Annotated in this window: 16 protein-coding genes and 1 tRNA gene; 9 read left to right on the top strand and 8 right to left on the bottom strand. The window is 68.1% G+C overall.

What is annotated here, in order from left to right:
* Positions 1-140: 140 nt before the first annotated feature.
* From JWP54_RS10230 to JWP54_RS10220, 3 genes are all read right to left on the bottom strand, one after another.
* A tRNA-Gly gene (locus JWP54_RS10230) sits at positions 141-214 on the bottom strand.
* A gap of 56 nt (positions 215-270) precedes the next feature.
* Positions 271-684, bottom strand: coding sequence for a VOC family protein (locus JWP54_RS10225; RefSeq protein WP_297371327.1), 414 nt, complete (start codon positions 682-684; stop codon positions 271-273).
* Between the two features lie 10 nt (positions 685-694).
* Positions 695-1,132, bottom strand: coding sequence for a helix-turn-helix transcriptional regulator (locus JWP54_RS10220; protein ID WP_297371324.1), 438 nt, complete (start codon positions 1,130-1,132; stop codon positions 695-697).
* A 93-nt stretch (positions 1,133-1,225) separates the two neighbouring features.
* On the opposite strand from JWP54_RS10220, the gene JWP54_RS10215 reads away from it, so the two are divergent.
* The 3 genes from JWP54_RS10215 to JWP54_RS10205 are packed head-to-tail and all read left to right on the top strand — an operon-like array spanning position 1,226 to position 2,674.
* A complete protein-coding gene (locus JWP54_RS10215; RefSeq protein ID WP_297371320.1) occupies positions 1,226-1,591 on the top strand; it encodes a hypothetical protein in 366 nt (121 codons plus the stop codon).
* Complete coding sequence (gene dcd / locus JWP54_RS10210; protein WP_297371317.1) at positions 1,513-2,100, top strand: dCTP deaminase; 588 nt, start codon at positions 1,513-1,515, stop codon at positions 2,098-2,100. Before JWP54_RS10215 ends, dcd begins: the two co-directional genes overlap by 79 nt.
* 52 nt (positions 2,101-2,152) lie before the next feature.
* The gene (locus JWP54_RS10205; RefSeq protein ID WP_297371314.1) at positions 2,153-2,674 is read left to right on the top strand and encodes a hypothetical protein; all 522 of its coding nucleotides are present in this window, start codon (positions 2,153-2,155) and stop codon (positions 2,672-2,674) included.
* A 16-nt stretch (positions 2,675-2,690) separates the two neighbouring features.
* On the opposite strand, the gene JWP54_RS10200 is transcribed toward JWP54_RS10205, so the two are convergent.
* Entirely contained in the window at positions 2,691-3,848 is a 1,158-nt protein-coding gene (locus JWP54_RS10200) for a haloacid dehalogenase type II (RefSeq protein WP_297371311.1), read from the bottom strand.
* A gap of 291 nt (positions 3,849-4,139) precedes the next feature.
* On the opposite strand from JWP54_RS10200, the gene nrdD reads away from it, so the two are divergent.
* Together nrdD and nrdG are read left to right on the top strand one after the other, a co-directional pair.
* Positions 4,140-6,374: an anaerobic ribonucleoside-triphosphate reductase gene (gene nrdD / locus JWP54_RS10195; protein ID WP_297371309.1), complete on the top strand. Its 2,235-nt coding sequence runs from the start codon at positions 4,140-4,142 to the stop codon at positions 6,372-6,374.
* Between the two features lie 9 nt (positions 6,375-6,383).
* Positions 6,384-6,986, top strand: coding sequence for an anaerobic ribonucleoside-triphosphate reductase activating protein (gene nrdG / locus JWP54_RS10190; RefSeq protein ID WP_297371307.1), 603 nt, complete (start codon positions 6,384-6,386; stop codon positions 6,984-6,986).
* 16 nt (positions 6,987-7,002) lie between these two features.
* Here the strand turns inward: nrdG and JWP54_RS10185 are convergent, their stop codons facing one another.
* From JWP54_RS10185 to JWP54_RS10175, 3 genes are all read right to left on the bottom strand, one after another.
* Positions 7,003-7,347: a hypothetical protein gene (locus tag JWP54_RS10185; RefSeq protein ID WP_297371304.1), complete on the bottom strand. Its 345-nt coding sequence runs from the start codon at positions 7,345-7,347 to the stop codon at positions 7,003-7,005.
* A 152-nt stretch (positions 7,348-7,499) separates the two neighbouring features.
* Positions 7,500-7,778 carry a hypothetical protein gene (locus JWP54_RS10180; RefSeq protein ID WP_297371301.1) on the bottom strand — a complete coding sequence of 93 codons (279 nt, stop codon included), beginning with the start codon at positions 7,776-7,778 and terminating at the stop codon, positions 7,500-7,502.
* A gap of 208 nt (positions 7,779-7,986) precedes the next feature.
* On the bottom strand, positions 7,987-8,655 hold the full coding sequence (locus tag JWP54_RS10175; RefSeq protein ID WP_297371298.1) for a GntR family transcriptional regulator: 669 nt from the start codon (positions 8,653-8,655) through the stop codon (positions 7,987-7,989).
* Between the two features lie 213 nt (positions 8,656-8,868).
* Here JWP54_RS10175 and JWP54_RS10170 point away from each other — a divergent pair, with 213 nt between their 5' ends.
* From JWP54_RS10170 to JWP54_RS10155, 4 genes are read left to right on the top strand one after another with little or no spacing between them, the layout of a single operon-like run.
* Positions 8,869-10,140, top strand: coding sequence for an NRAMP family divalent metal transporter (locus JWP54_RS10170; RefSeq protein WP_297371295.1), 1,272 nt, complete (start codon positions 8,869-8,871; stop codon positions 10,138-10,140).
* A 51-nt stretch (positions 10,141-10,191) separates the two neighbouring features.
* The gene (locus JWP54_RS10165) at positions 10,192-10,977 is read left to right on the top strand and encodes a LamB/YcsF family protein (protein WP_297371291.1); all 786 of its coding nucleotides are present in this window, start codon (positions 10,192-10,194) and stop codon (positions 10,975-10,977) included.
* Position 10,978: 1 nt separating this feature from the next.
* The gene (gene pxpB, locus JWP54_RS10160) at positions 10,979-12,661 is read left to right on the top strand and encodes a 5-oxoprolinase subunit PxpB (RefSeq protein WP_297371288.1); all 1,683 of its coding nucleotides are present in this window, start codon (positions 10,979-10,981) and stop codon (positions 12,659-12,661) included.
* Complete coding sequence (locus JWP54_RS10155) at positions 12,658-14,385, top strand: biotin carboxylase N-terminal domain-containing protein (protein ID WP_297371285.1); 1,728 nt, start codon at positions 12,658-12,660, stop codon at positions 14,383-14,385. Before pxpB ends, JWP54_RS10155 begins: the two co-directional genes overlap by 4 nt.
* 220 nt (positions 14,386-14,605) lie before the next feature.
* Here JWP54_RS10155 and JWP54_RS10150 read toward each other — a convergent pair whose 3' ends face one another.
* The gene (locus tag JWP54_RS10150) at positions 14,606-14,986 is read right to left on the bottom strand and encodes a DUF2255 family protein (protein WP_297371283.1); all 381 of its coding nucleotides are present in this window, start codon (positions 14,984-14,986) and stop codon (positions 14,606-14,608) included.
* Between the last annotated feature and the right edge of the window lie 109 nt (positions 14,987-15,095).

Raw genomic sequence — 15,095 nt, 5'->3', positions numbered from 1 at the left:
GTCGATCTCGGTGCGAGGAGATGTTGCCGAGGAATGCTGGCGAATCATCACCCCGATCCTCGAGGCGTGGAACGGTGACGTGCCGCTCGACGAGTACTCGGCCGGAAGCGCCGGTCCAGCCAGCTGGCACTGAGAGGTGATGGAGCGGATGACGGGAATCGAACCCGCGCTATCAGCTTGGGAAGCTGAAGTTCTACCATTGAACTACATCCGCGCGACCAGGCCGCCGAAGCTGCACTGGAACCGTGCCAGCTTATCAAGGCTGGGGCGTCAGGCGTGCACCTCCCGGATGCGGATGAGGTTGCCGGCCGGGTCGCGGACGGCGAAGTCACGCACGCCCCAGTCCTGGTCCGACGGTTCCTGCACTACCTCGGCATTGGCGGCTTCGACCCGTTCGAAGGTGGCGTCCAGGTCGTCGGTCGCGAGGAGGACGCCCGAGTAGGTGCCCTTTGCCATCATCTCGGCGATGGTGGTGCGTTCCTCGTCGGTCACGCCGGGATCCGCCGCCGGCGGCTCGAGCACGATGGATGCGCCCGTCAGACCGGGCGGGCGTACCGTGATCCAGCGCATGGCCTCGTAGCCGACGTCGCCGAGCACCTCGAAACCGAGGACATCGCGGTAGAAGGCAAGGGAGGCATCCGGGTTTTTGTGGGGCAGGAAACTTGAGTGAATTGTGATGTTCATGGCAGTCACGCTACGCGCGGAGTGGGGCGACGGCTTCTCGATTCCTGATCGGTCGGGTGATCTCTTTGGTGACGCATCCGGGGAGGCCGGCCGGCGCGTTCGGCATGCGGCGATACACGCTCGGCGGGGTGCCGACGAGCTCGGTGAATCGGGTGCTGAAGGTGCCGAGTGACGAAAACCCCACCGCGAAGCAGGCCTCTGTGACGCTGTGTTCCCCGCGGCGCAGCAGCGTCATGGCCCGTTCGATGCGGCGGGTCATCAAGTATTGGTACGGCGACTCCCCGTAGGCGCGCTTGAACTCGCGGCAGAGGTGCCCGGCCGACATATGCACGCCGGAGGCGAGATTTTCCACATCAAGGGGTGCCGCGAACTCCCGATCCATCCGATCGCGCACCCGTCGCAACAACGCGAGATCGCTGAGGCGTTGCTCGAGGGTTGATGTAGTCATCGGCTGTCCAAGTTCGAGGGAAAGGCTCCGGAATCTCCAGAATAGGACGGTCCAGCCAGGGAACCAACGGATCAGAAATCAAGAAGCATCGGGGTGGGACCCGCCCGCGCCGCCGAGCTCAAGGCCGCGGCGAAGCGCGAGCGCGCCGAAGACAAGGCGGCCGCCGAGAAGTCGACCATGATGGCGAAGATCGCCGAGATGCCGCAGCCCGACCGCGGGATGGCCGAGCGGCTGCACGAGATCGTCACGGCGGCCGCGCCCGAGCTGCTGCCGAAGCTCTACTACGGTCAGCCGGGCTGGGCTCAGGAGGGGGGAAAGGTCGTCATCACCAAGCTGGTGAAGAAGACCGTCTCCTGGCGTCCCGCCGATAGGCTGGCACCGTGCTTCTCTCGGATCGTGACATCAAGGCCCAGATCGACGCGGAACGAATCGCGCTCGCACCCTACGACCCGGACATGATCCAGCCGTCGAGCATCGACGTGCGACTGGACCGATTCTTCCGGCTGTTCGACAACCACAAGTACCCCTTCATCGATCCGGCCGAAGACCAGCCCGAACTCACCCGGCTGATCGAGGCCAAGGGCGACGACCCGTTCATCCTGCACCCGGGCGAATTCGTGCTCGGCGCCACGTTCGAAGCCGTCACCCTGCCCGACGACGTGGCCGCGCGGCTGGAGGGCAAGAGTTCTCTGGGCCGGTTGGGCCTGCTCACCCACTCCACCGCCGGTTTCATCGACCCGGGCTTCACCGGGCACGTCACCCTGGAGCTCAGCAACGTGGCGACCCTGCCGATCAAATTGTGGCCGGGCATGAAGATCGGCCAGCTGTGTTTCTTCCAGCTCAGCTCGGCGGCGGAGAACCCGTACGGTTCCGCTGCCTACCGCTCCCGCTACCAGGGGCAGCGCGGCCCCACGGCATCGCGCTCGCACCTGAACTTCCACCGCACCGACGTGGGCACAACACGGTAGGTGGAACGTGACGTTCACATGGGCGTTACGCGGGGGCGGTAAAATTCGGGGTATGACCACCTCAGAGTCCCGTTTCGCCGAGGCGCTGATCGCCGACGGTCCCACCCCGGAGTATCCCGGGCGTATGCGCCGGTTCGGCCAGCTGGTGGGCACCTGGGCGGTGCACGGCAGCAAGGTGGACGAGGCCACCGGCGAGTGGGCCGAACGAGAGTTCACCTGGATCGTGCAGTTCGTGCTCGACGGCCGCGCGGTGCAGGACGTCGAGGTGGAGGCCAGCGACACGCATCCGTCGGGCTTTGAGACCATCGCCACCGCCGTGCGGGTCTACGACCAACTGGCCGGCGCCTGGCGGGTGAGCTACTTCGCCCCGACCCTGGGGGAGTACTGCCACCTGATCGCCACCCCCTACCGCAACGGCCTGCGCCAGGACGGCACCGGCACCGACGGCCGCCCGGTGCGCTGGAACTTCACCTCGATCACCGAAGACGGCTACACCTGGGAGGGCTGGGTGAGCGACGACGAGGGCACCACGTGGCACCTGGTCGAGCACAACGAGGCCGTGCGGGTGCACTAACCACAAACCACGGATCTCACTCCGGTGTGCCGGCCTCGGCCACGGAGGTGTGGCTGACGATCTCCGAGTGCAGGGTGCGGTGTACCGGGCATTTGTCGGCGATCTCACTCAGGCTCTGACGCTGCTCCTCGGTGAGGTCCCCGTCAAACCAGAGGACCCGCTCGATGTGGTCGATCTGACCGACCACGGTCTCGCAATCGGCGCAGTCCTTCGCGTGCACCCGGTTGTGCCGGAGGGTCACGGTGACCTTCTCCAGCGGCCACTTCTTGCGCTCGGCGTACATCCGCACGGTCATCGAGGTGCACGCTCCGAGGCCGGCCAGGACCAGGTCGTAGGGGGATGGGCCGGTGTCGGTGCCGACCGGCCGGGGCTCGTCAGCGGTGAGCCGGTGCGGGCCGACGGTGATTTGCTGGGCGTAGCCGCCCGTTCCGCTCTCGGTCACAACCACGAGGCCCTCGGCGGGTTCCCGTGGCGGGTCCTCGGAGTCTGCGGCCGGCGCCTCCGCCAGCAGGATGGCCAACTCGGCCAGCCGGGTCACCGTGTAGTCCGGTGCCGTGAAGTAGCTCGGGTAGCTCTCGCCGCTGCGGTTCAGCCAGGCGGTGGCCAGGCCCGCTTGCGCGGCTCCGTGGATGTCCCAGGGGTGCACCGCCACGAGCAGCAGGTCCGCCGGCCGCACCCCGCACGCGCCGGCCGCGTAGTCGTATGCGGCCCGCATCGGCTTCCACGCCCCGGCCTCGTCGACGCTGAGCAGGGCCTCGAACTCATCTTCGAGCGAGGCCGCGGCCAGAAGCGTCCGCGCCACCTCGGCGGATCCGTTGGACAGGGTCACCAGGCGCAACCCGGCGCCCTTCAACGCGCGAACCCCCTCGGCGACATCGGGATGCAGCTTGAGCTGCCCGAAGCCCGCCATGACGTGCTCCACCGCGTCATCGAAGCTTCTCGCCAGCGGCACATCGCGTAGGACCCCGCGCAGCAGCTCGGATCCGATCACCGAGAACGGTGCCGCCCCGCCTGCCGCGGCGAGGGCGAAACCATCCCGCAGCAGCGCCGCGAACCACGCGGAGGCGAGGTGTGCCGGGGCGCCGACCTGCACGAACCTGGCCTTCATGCCCGCCATGTCCGAGAGGGTGTCATTGACGTCGAAGACGATCACGGCCGAGGAGTTGCTGTTCATGGGTTCGGGGTCCTTTGGTGCGACAAAGCCGACGTTTGTCATGCTGTTCTTGTGGCGATTGTATGCGCAGTGCCGTGCTCGACGGGAGCGTCCATACGGCCGCGGATGCGTCGGTCACCGCGATGCCGACGCAACACGCCGACGCTTCCCGAATGCACAAACGTGCACCCCGAGTTACCGAGGGACCGGGCGGCGTCTTCGCGGCCATCCAGCACGCCCGACCACTAGATGTAGCGGCGCTAGGGACCAAAGGCCCCCAAATGTAGTAATCGGCGTCTCTAGGCTGAAGGTGTGAATCCAACCAGCAGCGCCTCCACCACCCCCAGCGCCCCCGCCCAGCCGACGACGACGTCGGCCCTGCAGACCATCAAGGTCGTCAAACGCGACGGCCGCAAGGTGGCCTTCGACAACACGAAGGTGTACGAGGCGCTCGTGAAGGCGGCGGTGGAGATGCACCGCGAAATGACCCCGCTGGTGCACCGGGCGATCCTCGATATCGTCGCCGCCGTGGACCGGGAGATCGCCGGCCGCTTCTCGACCGACGTCAAGATCTACGAGGTGCAGAACATCGTCGAGCACGCCCTGCTCGAAAGCCACGAATACGACCTGGCCGAGAAATACATCGGCTACCGCACCCAGCGCGACTTCGCCCGCAGCAAGTCCACCGACATCAACCACTCGATCATCAACCTGCTCAGCAAAGACTCGACCGTGGTGAATGAGAACGCCAACAAGGACAGCGACGTCTTCAACACCCAGCGCGATCTCACCGCCGGAGCGGTCGGCAAGGCGATCGGGCACAAGATGCTGCCGCCGCACGTCTCCAACGCGCACCAGAAGGGCGACATCCACTTCCACGACCTGGACTACAGCCCGTACGCGCCGATGACGAACTGCTGCCTGATCGACTTCGCCGGCATGCTCAGCCGAGGTTTCCGCATCGGCAACGCCGACGTCGAACCACCCAAGTCCATCCAAACGGCCACCGCGCAGATCTCCCAGATCATCGCGAACGTCGCTTCCAGCCAGTACGGCGGCTGCTCCGCCAACCGCGTCGACGAGCTCCTGGCCCCCTACGCCCGCGAGAACTTCACCAAGCACCTCGCCGACGCGAAACGTTGGATCAGCGATGAGACCGAGCACCGTCCGTTTGCCCAGGAGAAGACCCGCAAGGACATCTACGACGCGATGCAGAGCCTCGAGTACGAGATCAACACCCTGTTCACCTCGAACGGGCAGACCCCGTTCGTGTCGCTCGGCTTCGGCCTGGGCACCGACTGGTTCGAGCGGGAGATCCAACGAGCCATCCTGCAGATCCGCATCGACGGGCTCGGCAGCGAGAAGCGCACCGCGATCTTCCCCAAACTGATCTTCACGCTCAAGCGCGACCTCAACCTCACCCTGGGCGACCCGAACTACGACATCAAGCAGCTGGCGCTGGAGTGCTCCACCAAGCGGATGTACCCGGACGTGCTCAGCTATGACAAGATCGTCGAGATCACCGGCAGCTTCAAGGTACCGATGGGATGCCGTTCGTTCCTGCAGGGCTGGACCGACGCCGCCGGCAACGACGTGTCAGAGGGCCGGATGAATCTCGGGGTGGTGACCCTCAACCTGCCGCGCATCGCCCTGGAGGCCGCCGGCGACAAGGCCAAGTTCTGGAGCATCCTCGCTGAGCGCCTCACCATCACCCGCGACGCCCTGGTCTACCGGATCGAACGGTGCAAGCAGGCCACCCCGGCGAACGCCCCGATCCTCTACGTGTACGGCGCGTTCGGCCAGGAACTCTCCCGCACCGATTCCGTCGACGCCTTGTTCAAGGACGGCCGGTCCACGGTATCGCTGGGCTACATCGGGCTCTACGAGGTCGCGGCTGCCTTCTACGGCGGCGCCTGGGAGGGCAACCCCGAGGCGAAGGCGTTCACCCTGGAGATTCTGACCGCGCTGTCCACCTCCACCAAGGCCTGGACCGACGAATACGGCTACCAGTTCAGCGTCTACTCCACGCCAAGCGAAAGCCTCACCGACCGGTTCTCCCGGCTCGACAAGGCCAAGTTCGGCTCGGTGGAGAACATCACCGACAAGGACTATTACACCAACAGTTTCCACTACGACGTGCGGAAGAACCCGACCCCGTTCGAGAAGCTGGACTTCGAGAAGGACTACCCGGTGCTCTCCTCCGGCGGTTTCATCCACTACTGCGAGTACCCGGTGCTGCAGCAGAACCCGAAGGCCCTCGAAGCGGTCTGGGACTACGCCTACGACACTGTCGGCTACCTGGGCACGAACACGCCTATCGACCGGTGCTACCAGTGCGACTTCTCGGGTGATTTCACTCCCACCGCGCACGGTTTCGCCTGCCCGGACTGCGGCAACGACGACCCGGCCACCTGCGATGTGGTCAAGCGTACCTGCGGCTACCTCGGCAACCCGCAGGCCCGCCCGATGGTGCACGGCCGCCACCAGGAGATCGTCTCCCGGGTCAAGCACCTGGCCGGCGCCACCGGCATCAGCGGGCCGGCCTAGGCGACCCGGATGCGGCGTCCGGCGCCCCAGGAATGGCGCTCCGACAAGCTCAGCCAGGGTTTCGTCGGCGACTACAAGCCGTTCATGTTCGTGGACGGTGAGGGCGTGCGCAACAGCCTCTATGTGAGCGGATGCCTGTTCGCCTGCGAGGGCTGCTTCAACCGGTCCACCTGGAGCTTCCGGTACGGCACCCCGTACACCGCCGAGCTCGAAGACCGGATTCTCGCCGACCTGCGCCAGCCGTACGTGCAGGGCCTGACCCTGCTCGGCGGCGAGCCGTTCCTGAACACCGGCGTGTGCCTGTCGTTGACCCGCCGGGTGCGGGCGGAGTTCGGCGCCACAAAGGACATCTGGTCCTGGACCGGGTACACCTACGAGGAACTGCTGCTCGACAGCGCCGACAAGCTCGAGCTGCTCGGCCACCTCGACGTGCTCGTCGACGGACCGTTCGACGAGGCGCTCAAGGACCTCCGGCTGCAGTTCCGCGGCAGCAGCAACCAGCGCATCATCGATGTGCCGAAGTCGCTCGCCACCGGTCACGCGGTGCTCTGGGCCAGCCGGGTCGATGCGACACAGAGCTACGAGCAGCTGGAGAAGCGGGCCCTGATCTGACCGTCTTCGGCCCGGGTCAGTACGCCGGTTGCGGCGAACGCCGGCGCGGCACCAACGGCTCCGCCGCAAGCGATGCGGGTCTTTCACTGATCGCGATGAGCCCCTGGGTGCTGTTCGCGGACCGGGTGAGTTCCGATATCAACTCGCGGTTCATGGCCGGTGTCTGGCTGTCGCTGTACTTGAAATACAGCGGGATGGTCGGGTGCATCCACACCGAGCGGCGGCAGCCACTCTCAGCATGCCGCCAGGAGAAGAGGAAGCTTTCGTTCTGGCGCAGCTTCTGCACCATGACGACTTGCAGGTAATTCAGGGGTCGATCATCAAATTCGATATCGACCCGGTCGTACGACAAAGTGCCCATGCGGTTTCACTATCCCCTTGACTTGGCTACGCATGCGCCGGCGATGAAAGAACCGGAAAATATCTCACACTCTCCCCCACGTCTCCCCTCAACCGCAAGAGGTCCGCGGCCCCAGAGGGGGGGTGGTCAGTTGTGGAGGTGCACGTACGCGCTCACGGGGCCGGATGCCCGGCGCGGTCGGCCTCCCCGTCGGGGGTCGCGTCGGCCAGGACCTGCAGGTAGTGCGGGTTCGTCATCACGTCGAGCACGTTCCCGAACGGGTCCACCACCGCCGCCGTGGTGAAGCCCTCGCCACGCTCCCGAAGCTCCTCGCGCATCATCGCACCGAGCTCCAGGAGTCGGGTGAGGGCCACCCGCACATCGTCGACGTGCCAGTTCAGCACGGCGCCGCCCGGCGCATCCGGCAGCGGCGCGGGGGGAGTAGCGGGCATCGATGAGGCCGAGTTTGTGGCCGTAGTCGCCCACCCGCCACTTGACGTAGCCGGGCATCCGGAAGTAGGGCTCCATGCCCAAAGCTCCGAGACCGCTAGGGTGCCGATTCGTAAAGGCGGAGATTGTCTCAACCCGCCGCCTGCGCAGGCCGCGGATGCGGCGTGTCCCGACATTCTCCGCCTTTAGTGATCCGCGGGGGCGGGAGGGTCAGGCGGGCAACCGCCGGGCGTAGGCGGCGACGATCGTGCGCTCGGACGTGAGCAGGTAGTCCTCCAGGAGGGCGGCGGCCTCGGCGGACTCGCCCGCGAGGTAGAGCTCCAGGACGGCGACGTTGCGGTCGACGTACGGCCGGTGCAGGTAGTCCGGGTCGTCGAGCAGACCGAACGCCAGGCGCAGTTCGGCGGAGATGTTCGCGTAGAGCCGGTCGAGGTGGTCGCTGTCGGCGAGGGCCACGATCGCGGAGTGGAACTCCATGTTGGCGGTGCCCACCGCGATCCAGTCGTCGGAGGCACGGCTGGCCAGCGCCGAATCCACGGCGGCGCGCATCCGCCGGCTGGCGGGGTGCCTGGCCGGCGCGGTGAGCAGCGCCTGGCATTCGATCAGGCGGCGCACCCGGTAGATGTCGATGATCGACGCGAGGGACGGCACCGCGACGAACACCCCGGCATGTGGTTTGTGCACCAGGAGCCGCTCGTGGGTGAGCACCCGGAAGGCCTCGCGCAATGTGTTGCGGGAGACGCCGAGACGCTCGCTGACGACGGTCTCGGACAGGCGCTGGCCGGGTACGAGGTCTCCGGTGATCAGCATCCGGCGCAGCCGTTCGGCGGCCTGATCGGCGCGCGAATTGCTGTCGTCCGCTTCGTCGAGATCTGCCACGTCGCCACTCTATCGAAGGCGGCCGTCGGCCACGGTGACGGCGCCGTGCACCTTGTTCACCGAAACATGCTCGAAATAAACTGTTTACGCGATTGATTGTTCAACAATCCGATAGTCATCGTTCACGCAATTAGGCTCGTCGCGTGGGGTACCGGTCCCCTCGAGCTGTTGTACACCCGATGGATCTTTCCCCCGACGAAATGGATGTGCCCCGTGACCGACCCCACGACCACCACCTCATCAGCGGAACCCGCTGACAAAGCCGACATTCGCAGCATCGCCAAGAGCCGCCGCACCGCGCTGATCGGGGCCCTGTTCCTGATGGCCACCTCCGCCATCGGCCCGGGCTTCATCACCCAGACCGCCACCTTCACCGCCCAGATGGGCGCGGCATTCGCGTTCGGCATCCTGGCCTCGATCCTCATCGACTTCGCCGTGCAACTGAACATCTGGCGCATGATCACGGTCAGCGGTAAGCGCGCACCCGAGCTCGCCAACCTCGCCATTCCGGGCAGCGGATTCGTGCTCGCGTTCCTCGTCATCCTGGGTGGCCTGGTCTTCAACATCGGCAACATCGCCGGTGCCGGCCTCGGCCTCAACGTGCTGACCGGCCTGGACGCGAAGATCGGCGGGCTACTCAGCGCCCTCTTCGCGATCGCGATCTTCCTCGCCAAGCGCGCCGGCGCAGTCGTGGACCGGGTGGTGGTCATCGCCGGGCTGGTCATGATCGTGCTCACCGTCATCGTCGCGTTCATCTCCCAGCCGCCCATCGGGGACGCCCTGCGCCAGACGGTGTTCCCCGACGAGATCAACTTCGCCACCATCACCACCATCGTCGGCGGCACCGTCGGCGGGTACATCACCTACGCCGGTGCCCACCGCCTGCTCGCCAGCGGCACCGGCGGGATGGAGCACGTCAAGGAGGTCAACCGCGCGGCGTTCAACGGCATCCTGGTGACCGGCATCATGCGCTACGTGCTCTTCCTCGCCATCCTCGGCGTGGTCGCCGGCGGCGTGATCATCGACACCTCGGGCACCGCGGCCAACCCGGCCGCCCAGGCCTTCCAGGCCGCGGCCGGCGAATTCGGCCTGCGCGTCTTCGGCGCGATCTTCTGGATCGCCGCGATCACCAGCATCATCGGCGCGGCGTACACCTCGGTGTCGTTCCTGCCGGTGTTCTCGAAGAAGATCGTCGGGCGCGCCGCCGACCTCGCCACCATCATCTTCATCGTTGTTTCGCTCATCGTCTACCTGCTCATCGGCACCGCTCCGGCCACCCTGATGGTGTTCGTGGGCGGGTTCAACGGCCTGATCCTGCCGATCGGCCTCACGATCTTCATGTACATCGGCTGGTTCCGCGGCGACCTCATGAACGGCTACCGCTACCCGAGGTGGCTGCTGATCATCGGCAGCCTGGCCACGCTGCTCACCTGGTACATGGCCGTGATGGCGGTCGGGCCGATCTTCTCGCTGCTGACCCTCTAGGCCGCCGGCCCCCACCCGCACTCCACCGACAACAGGCAAGGACACCGCAGCATGGGCATCATCGATCTGAACAGCGACCTGGGCGAAGGCTTCGGCCGGTGGACCCTCGGCGACGATGCGGAGATGCTCGGCATCGTCACCAGCGCGAACATCGCCTGCGGCTTCCACGCCGGCGACCCGCTGGTCATCCGCCAGACCGTGATCGGCGCCCGGGACGCCGGCGTGGCGATCGGTGCGCACGTGGGCTACCCCGACCTGGCCGGCTTCGGCCGCCGCAACATGGACGTCTCCAGCGCCGAACTCGTCGCCGACGTGATCTACCAGATCGGTGCACTGCAGGGCATCGCCCGGGCGGCCGGCACCACCGTGACCTACGTGAAGCCGCACGGCGCGCTGTACAATACGATCGTGCACGACGCCCGCCAGGCCAACGATGTGGTGACCGCCGTCCGCGAGATCGACCCGTCGCTGGCCATCCTGGGCCTGCCGGGTTCCGAGGTGCTGCGGGCAGCGGATGCCGCGGGTCTCCGCAGCGTGACCGAAGCGTTCGCCGACCGCGCGTACACGCCCGAGGGCACCCTGGTGTCGCGCCGGGAGGCCGGCTCGGTGCTGCACGACGCCGAGCAGGTCGCCGGTCGGATGGTGCAGCTGGCCCTCGAGGGCACCCTCACCGCCATCGACGGCAGCACCATCGCGGTGGCCGCAGACTCGATCTGCGTGCACGGCGACAGCCCCGGCGCCACCGAGATGGCCCGGCACGTGCGCCGTGGCCTCACCGCGGCGGGGATCGACATCACCGCCTTCGCACCGCGGCCGGGCGAGACGCGAGCCTCGTAGAGTGCCTACCCGCATGCGCTTCCTGCCGGTCCGCGACGACGCGCTGCTGATCGAACTCGACGACCTGGGAACCACCCTCGCGCTGTTCGACTCCCTGAGCAGGGATCCCATCGCCGGCAGCGGTGAGCTGATCCCCGGGGCCCGTACGCTCCTGGTGTCCTACCGGCCGAGCGCCGTGACGCCCGGGCAGATCGTGCGCGCCGCGCGTTCCCGCGACCTCGGCGGCCGCGTCGCCGGCGAGGGCTCGCTCATCGAGATCCCGGTGACCTACGACGGCGAAGACCTCGCGGAGGTCGCCGGCCTGCTCGGCCTGACCGCCGCGGAGGTCGTGCAGCTGCACACCGGGCGCGAGTACGCCGTGGGTTTCACCGGCTTCGCCCCCGGCTTCGCGTACCTCTCCGGCGGCCACCCCGCCCTGCACGTGCCGCGCCGCAGCTCCCCGCGCACCTCCATCCCCGCCGGCTCCGTCGCCCTGGCCGGCACCTTCAGCGGGGTGTATCCGCGGGCAAGCCCCGGCGGCTGGCAGCTCATCGGCACCACCGCAGTGCGGATGTGGGACCTGTCGCGTGACCGCCCCGCCCTGCTGTTGCCCGGCGACCGGGTGCGGTTCGTCGACGTCTCCGGCAGCGCCGGCGGCACGGCCGGAGCAGCGGGTGCCGGGTCGGCCGTTGCTGCCGCGCCGGTGACCGCGTCGGCGGTCGAGGCGGAGGTCGCCCATGGGCTGGAGGTCATCAACCCGGGCATGCTGACCCTGCTGCAGGATCTCGGCCGGCCGGGCTACGCCGGCATGGGCGTCTCCTCATCGGGCGCCCTCGATGTGGTGTCGCTGCGCGAAGCCAACCGGCTGGTCGGCAACGCCTCCGGGTCTGCCTGTCTCGAACTGACCTTCGGCGGGCTTCGGCTGAGGGCCCGGGGCGAGCAGGTGCTCGCCGTGGCGGGCGCTCCCGTGCCGCTCAGCGTCATCCGCCCGGCGGGCGCCGACGGTGCCGATGTCGATGCTCCTGCCCGCACTCGCACGGTCGCCTTCGCTCACCCGTTCGCCCTGGCAGCGGGGGAGGAGCTCGTCGTCGGCCCGCCGGCCACGGGCATCCGCAGCTACCTCGCCGTGCGGGGCGGCTTCGATCTTGAGCCGGTGCTCGGCAGCCTGTCGACCGATGTCCTCGCCGGGCTCGGCCCTGACCCGGTTGCGGCCGGCACTGTGCTTCCCGTCGCCACGGCCCCGCGCGGCATCACCGCGGTGGCACTGCCCGGCGGCGATGACAGGGCACCCCTTGACACCACCGAGGTGGTGCTGGATGTGGTGCTCGGCCCGCGCACGGACTGGTTCACCGCCGATGCCGTCGACTCCCTCGCCGGCCAGAGCTGGCTGGTCACGCCACGATCCAACCGGGTGGGGCTGCGGCTGGAGGGTGACTCGCTCACCCGGGTCGTGGACGCCGAACTGCCCAGCGAGGGCACCGTCGCAGGCGCGATCCAGATCCCGCCGAACGGTCAGCCCGTCCTCTTCCTCGCCGATCACCCGCTCACCGGCGGCTACCCGGTGATCGGCGCGGTCGCCACCTACCACCTGCCGCTCGCCGGCCAGCTTCCTCCGGGTGCCCGCATCCGGTTTCGACCCATCGGCCCGTTCGCCGAGTACTCCGCCGACAGTTCCGCTGTCGACAACCCCGAGGTGCAGTCATGAAGAAAGTCCTGATCGCCAACCGTGGCGAGATCGCCGTGCGCATCATCCGCGCCTGCGCCGACCGCGGGCTCGACACCGTGGCCGTCTACGCCGACAGTGACGCGGACGCTCTCCACGTGCGGATGGCCACCGAGGCCTGGGGGCTGGCCGGCGACAGCCCGGCGAGCAGCTACCTCGACGTCGTGAAGCTTCTCGCCATCGCGGCGAAGAGCGGCGCCGACGCCGTGCACCCGGGCTATGGGTTCCTTTCCGAGAGCGCCGCCTTCGCCCGCGCGGTGACTGGGGCCGGGCTCACCTGGATCGGGCCGAGCCCGGAGAGCATCGACCTGCTCGGCGACAAGATCGCCGCCCGCCAGCTGGCCGCCCGTGTGGGAGCACCGCTCGTGGCCGGCACGCCCGACCCGGTGGCGTCCGCCGCCGAGGCGATCGTCTTCGCCGAGGAACACGGCCTGCCCATCGTGATCAAGGCCGCTTTCGGTGGTGGCGGCCGCGGCATGCGGGTGGCCCGAAGTATGGACGAGGTCGCCGAACAGTTCGACGCCGCGGTCCGCGAGGCGGTGACCGCCTTCGGCCGGGGCGAGTGCTTCGTGGAACAGTTCCTCGACGCCCCCCGTCACGTGGAGGTGCAGGTGCTCAGCGACAGCCACGGCAACGTCGTGGTGCTCGGCACCCGGGACTGCTCGCTGCAGCGCCGCAACCAGAAACTCGTCGAGGAGGCTCCCGCACCGTACCTGACCGACGATCAGCGCGAGCGGCTGCACCGCTCGGCGGCGGACATCTGCGCCGCCGCGCACTACCGGGGCGCCGCCACGGTCGAATACCTGCTGAGCATCGACGGCACCATCTCATTCCTCGAGGTGAACACCCGACTCCAGGTGGAGCACCCGGTCACCGAGGAGACCACCGGCGTGGACATCGTCGCCGAACAGCTGCGCATCGCCGAGGGCCTGCCACTATCGGTCAGCGCCACCCCGGTGCCCACCGGCCACTCGATCGAATTCCGGATCAACGCCGAAGACGCCGCCCGCGGGTTCCTGCCCACCCCCGGCACCATCACCCGGTTCGAGCCGCCGACCGGCCCGGGCATCCGCGTCGACTCCGGCGTCGAGACCGGCTCGGTGGTGTCCGGCCGGTTCGACTCGATGCTGGCCAAGCTGATCGTCACCGGCCCCACCCGGGAGATCGCCATCCGCCGCGCCCGCCGGGCCCTGGACGAATTCGTGCTCGACGGCATCGCCTCGGTGCTCCCGTTCGACAAGGCGGTGCTCCGCGACGGGGACTTCGTCAACGGCGAGTCGCTGAACGTGCACACCCAGTGGATCGAGACCACCTTCGCCGAGCGGATGCCCGCCGAGGCGCTCCGCCCCGCACCGGAGGAGCCCGGCGTCACCAGCAGCTGGCTCGAGATCGACGGCATCCGGCACACCCTGCGGATGCCCGCCGGCACAGTCCCCGCCGCAGTACCGACGGCCGTCCGCAGCGGCGGGTCCGACCCGAGCGATGCGGGTGCAGCCGAGGCGGGCCTGCTGGCTCCGATGGCCGGCACGCTGATCACCTGGCTGGTCGAGGATGGGATCACCGTCACCGAGGGCGACCCCGTCGTGGTCCTGGAAGCCATGAAGATGGAGACCACGATCGTCGCGAACGGGTCGGGGTTGCTGCGCCACCACCGCGCTCCTGGCGATTTTGTCACCGCGGGCGAGCAGCTGGCGACCCTCGACTGACCCTCAACTGAACCTAAAGGCGGAGATTCCCGGGACACGCCGCGTCCGCCGCCCTGAGCTACGGCGTTTCGGGAACATCTCCGCCTTTAGTTCCGCTTGGGGTGAGGATCACGGCAGCCGCAGCATCAGGGTGTCGGCCACTCGGTCGGCAGCGGCCCGCCGATGCGGCGAGTCGCGACTTTGCCTGTACGAACAGGCGAGCGACGGGATCTGCCTGAAATCAGTCGGCGCGCGGAACCAGCCGGAACGTCGTCGCTTCGGCATCCGGCCCGGTGACGGTGCCCACGATCGTGGCCCCGTAGCGGTCGTACTTGGCGTGGTACGCGGCGTCGACAGCGGCGTGTGCCTCCGGTGCTGCCTCGGCGAAGGTCACGTCCTTCTCCACTCCGCCGGCCCGGATGCGGCCGGTGCCGCTTTTCCCGGCCCGCACGAACCAGGGGTTCGCCGAGCCGTAGGCGGAGCGGATGTAGATGTCGTCGCCGGCGCGCACCACCCAAATGGTGACGTAGGGGCGCAGCGTGCCGTCGGCGCGGGTGGACGACACCTGCAGTTCCTCGGCGGCGCCGATGCGGGTGAGTTCGTCAGCGGTCCAGGCGTTCATTCGATGCTCCGTTCAGGGAAGAGGGCTCGGTCGGCGGTGGGCCGGTGCCTCTCTGACGACGACGTTACCCACGAGCGGCCGCGGCGAACAGGCTCTGTCAGTACCGGCC

The sequence above is a fragment of the Cryobacterium sp. genome (assembly GCF_025463825.1).
In the GTDB taxonomy this organism is placed as follows: Bacteria; Actinomycetota; Actinomycetes; order Actinomycetales; family Microbacteriaceae; genus Cryobacterium.
The sequence above is the reverse complement of the archived record's forward strand: the minus strand, read 5'-3'. Positions and strand labels throughout refer to the sequence as shown.

Coding starts and splice junctions, on each gene's coding strand:
- JWP54_RS10225 (WP_297371327.1), bottom strand. CDS start 684: ATGAACATCACAATTCACTCAAGTTTCCTGCCCCACAAAAACCCGGAT.
- JWP54_RS10220 (WP_297371324.1), bottom strand. CDS start 1,132: ATGACTACATCAACCCTCGAGCAACGCCTCAGCGATCTCGCGTTGTTG.
- JWP54_RS10205 (WP_297371314.1), top strand. CDS start 2,153: ATGACCACCTCAGAGTCCCGTTTCGCCGAGGCGCTGATCGCCGACGGT.
- JWP54_RS10200 (WP_297371311.1), bottom strand. CDS start 3,848: ATGAACAGCAACTCCTCGGCCGTGATCGTCTTCGACGTCAATGACACC.
- nrdG (WP_297371307.1), top strand. CDS start 6,384: ATGCGGCGTCCGGCGCCCCAGGAATGGCGCTCCGACAAGCTCAGCCAG.
- JWP54_RS10185 (WP_297371304.1), bottom strand. CDS start 7,347: ATGGGCACTTTGTCGTACGACCGGGTCGATATCGAATTTGATGATCGA.
- JWP54_RS10180 (WP_297371301.1), bottom strand. CDS start 7,778: ATGCCCGCTACTCCCCCCGCGCCGCTGCCGGATGCGCCGGGCGGCGCC.
- JWP54_RS10165 (WP_297371291.1), top strand. CDS start 10,192: ATGGGCATCATCGATCTGAACAGCGACCTGGGCGAAGGCTTCGGCCGG.
- JWP54_RS10155 (WP_297371285.1), top strand. CDS start 12,658: ATGAAGAAAGTCCTGATCGCCAACCGTGGCGAGATCGCCGTGCGCATC.
- JWP54_RS10150 (WP_297371283.1), bottom strand. CDS start 14,986: ATGAACGCCTGGACCGCTGACGAACTCACCCGCATCGGCGCCGCCGAG.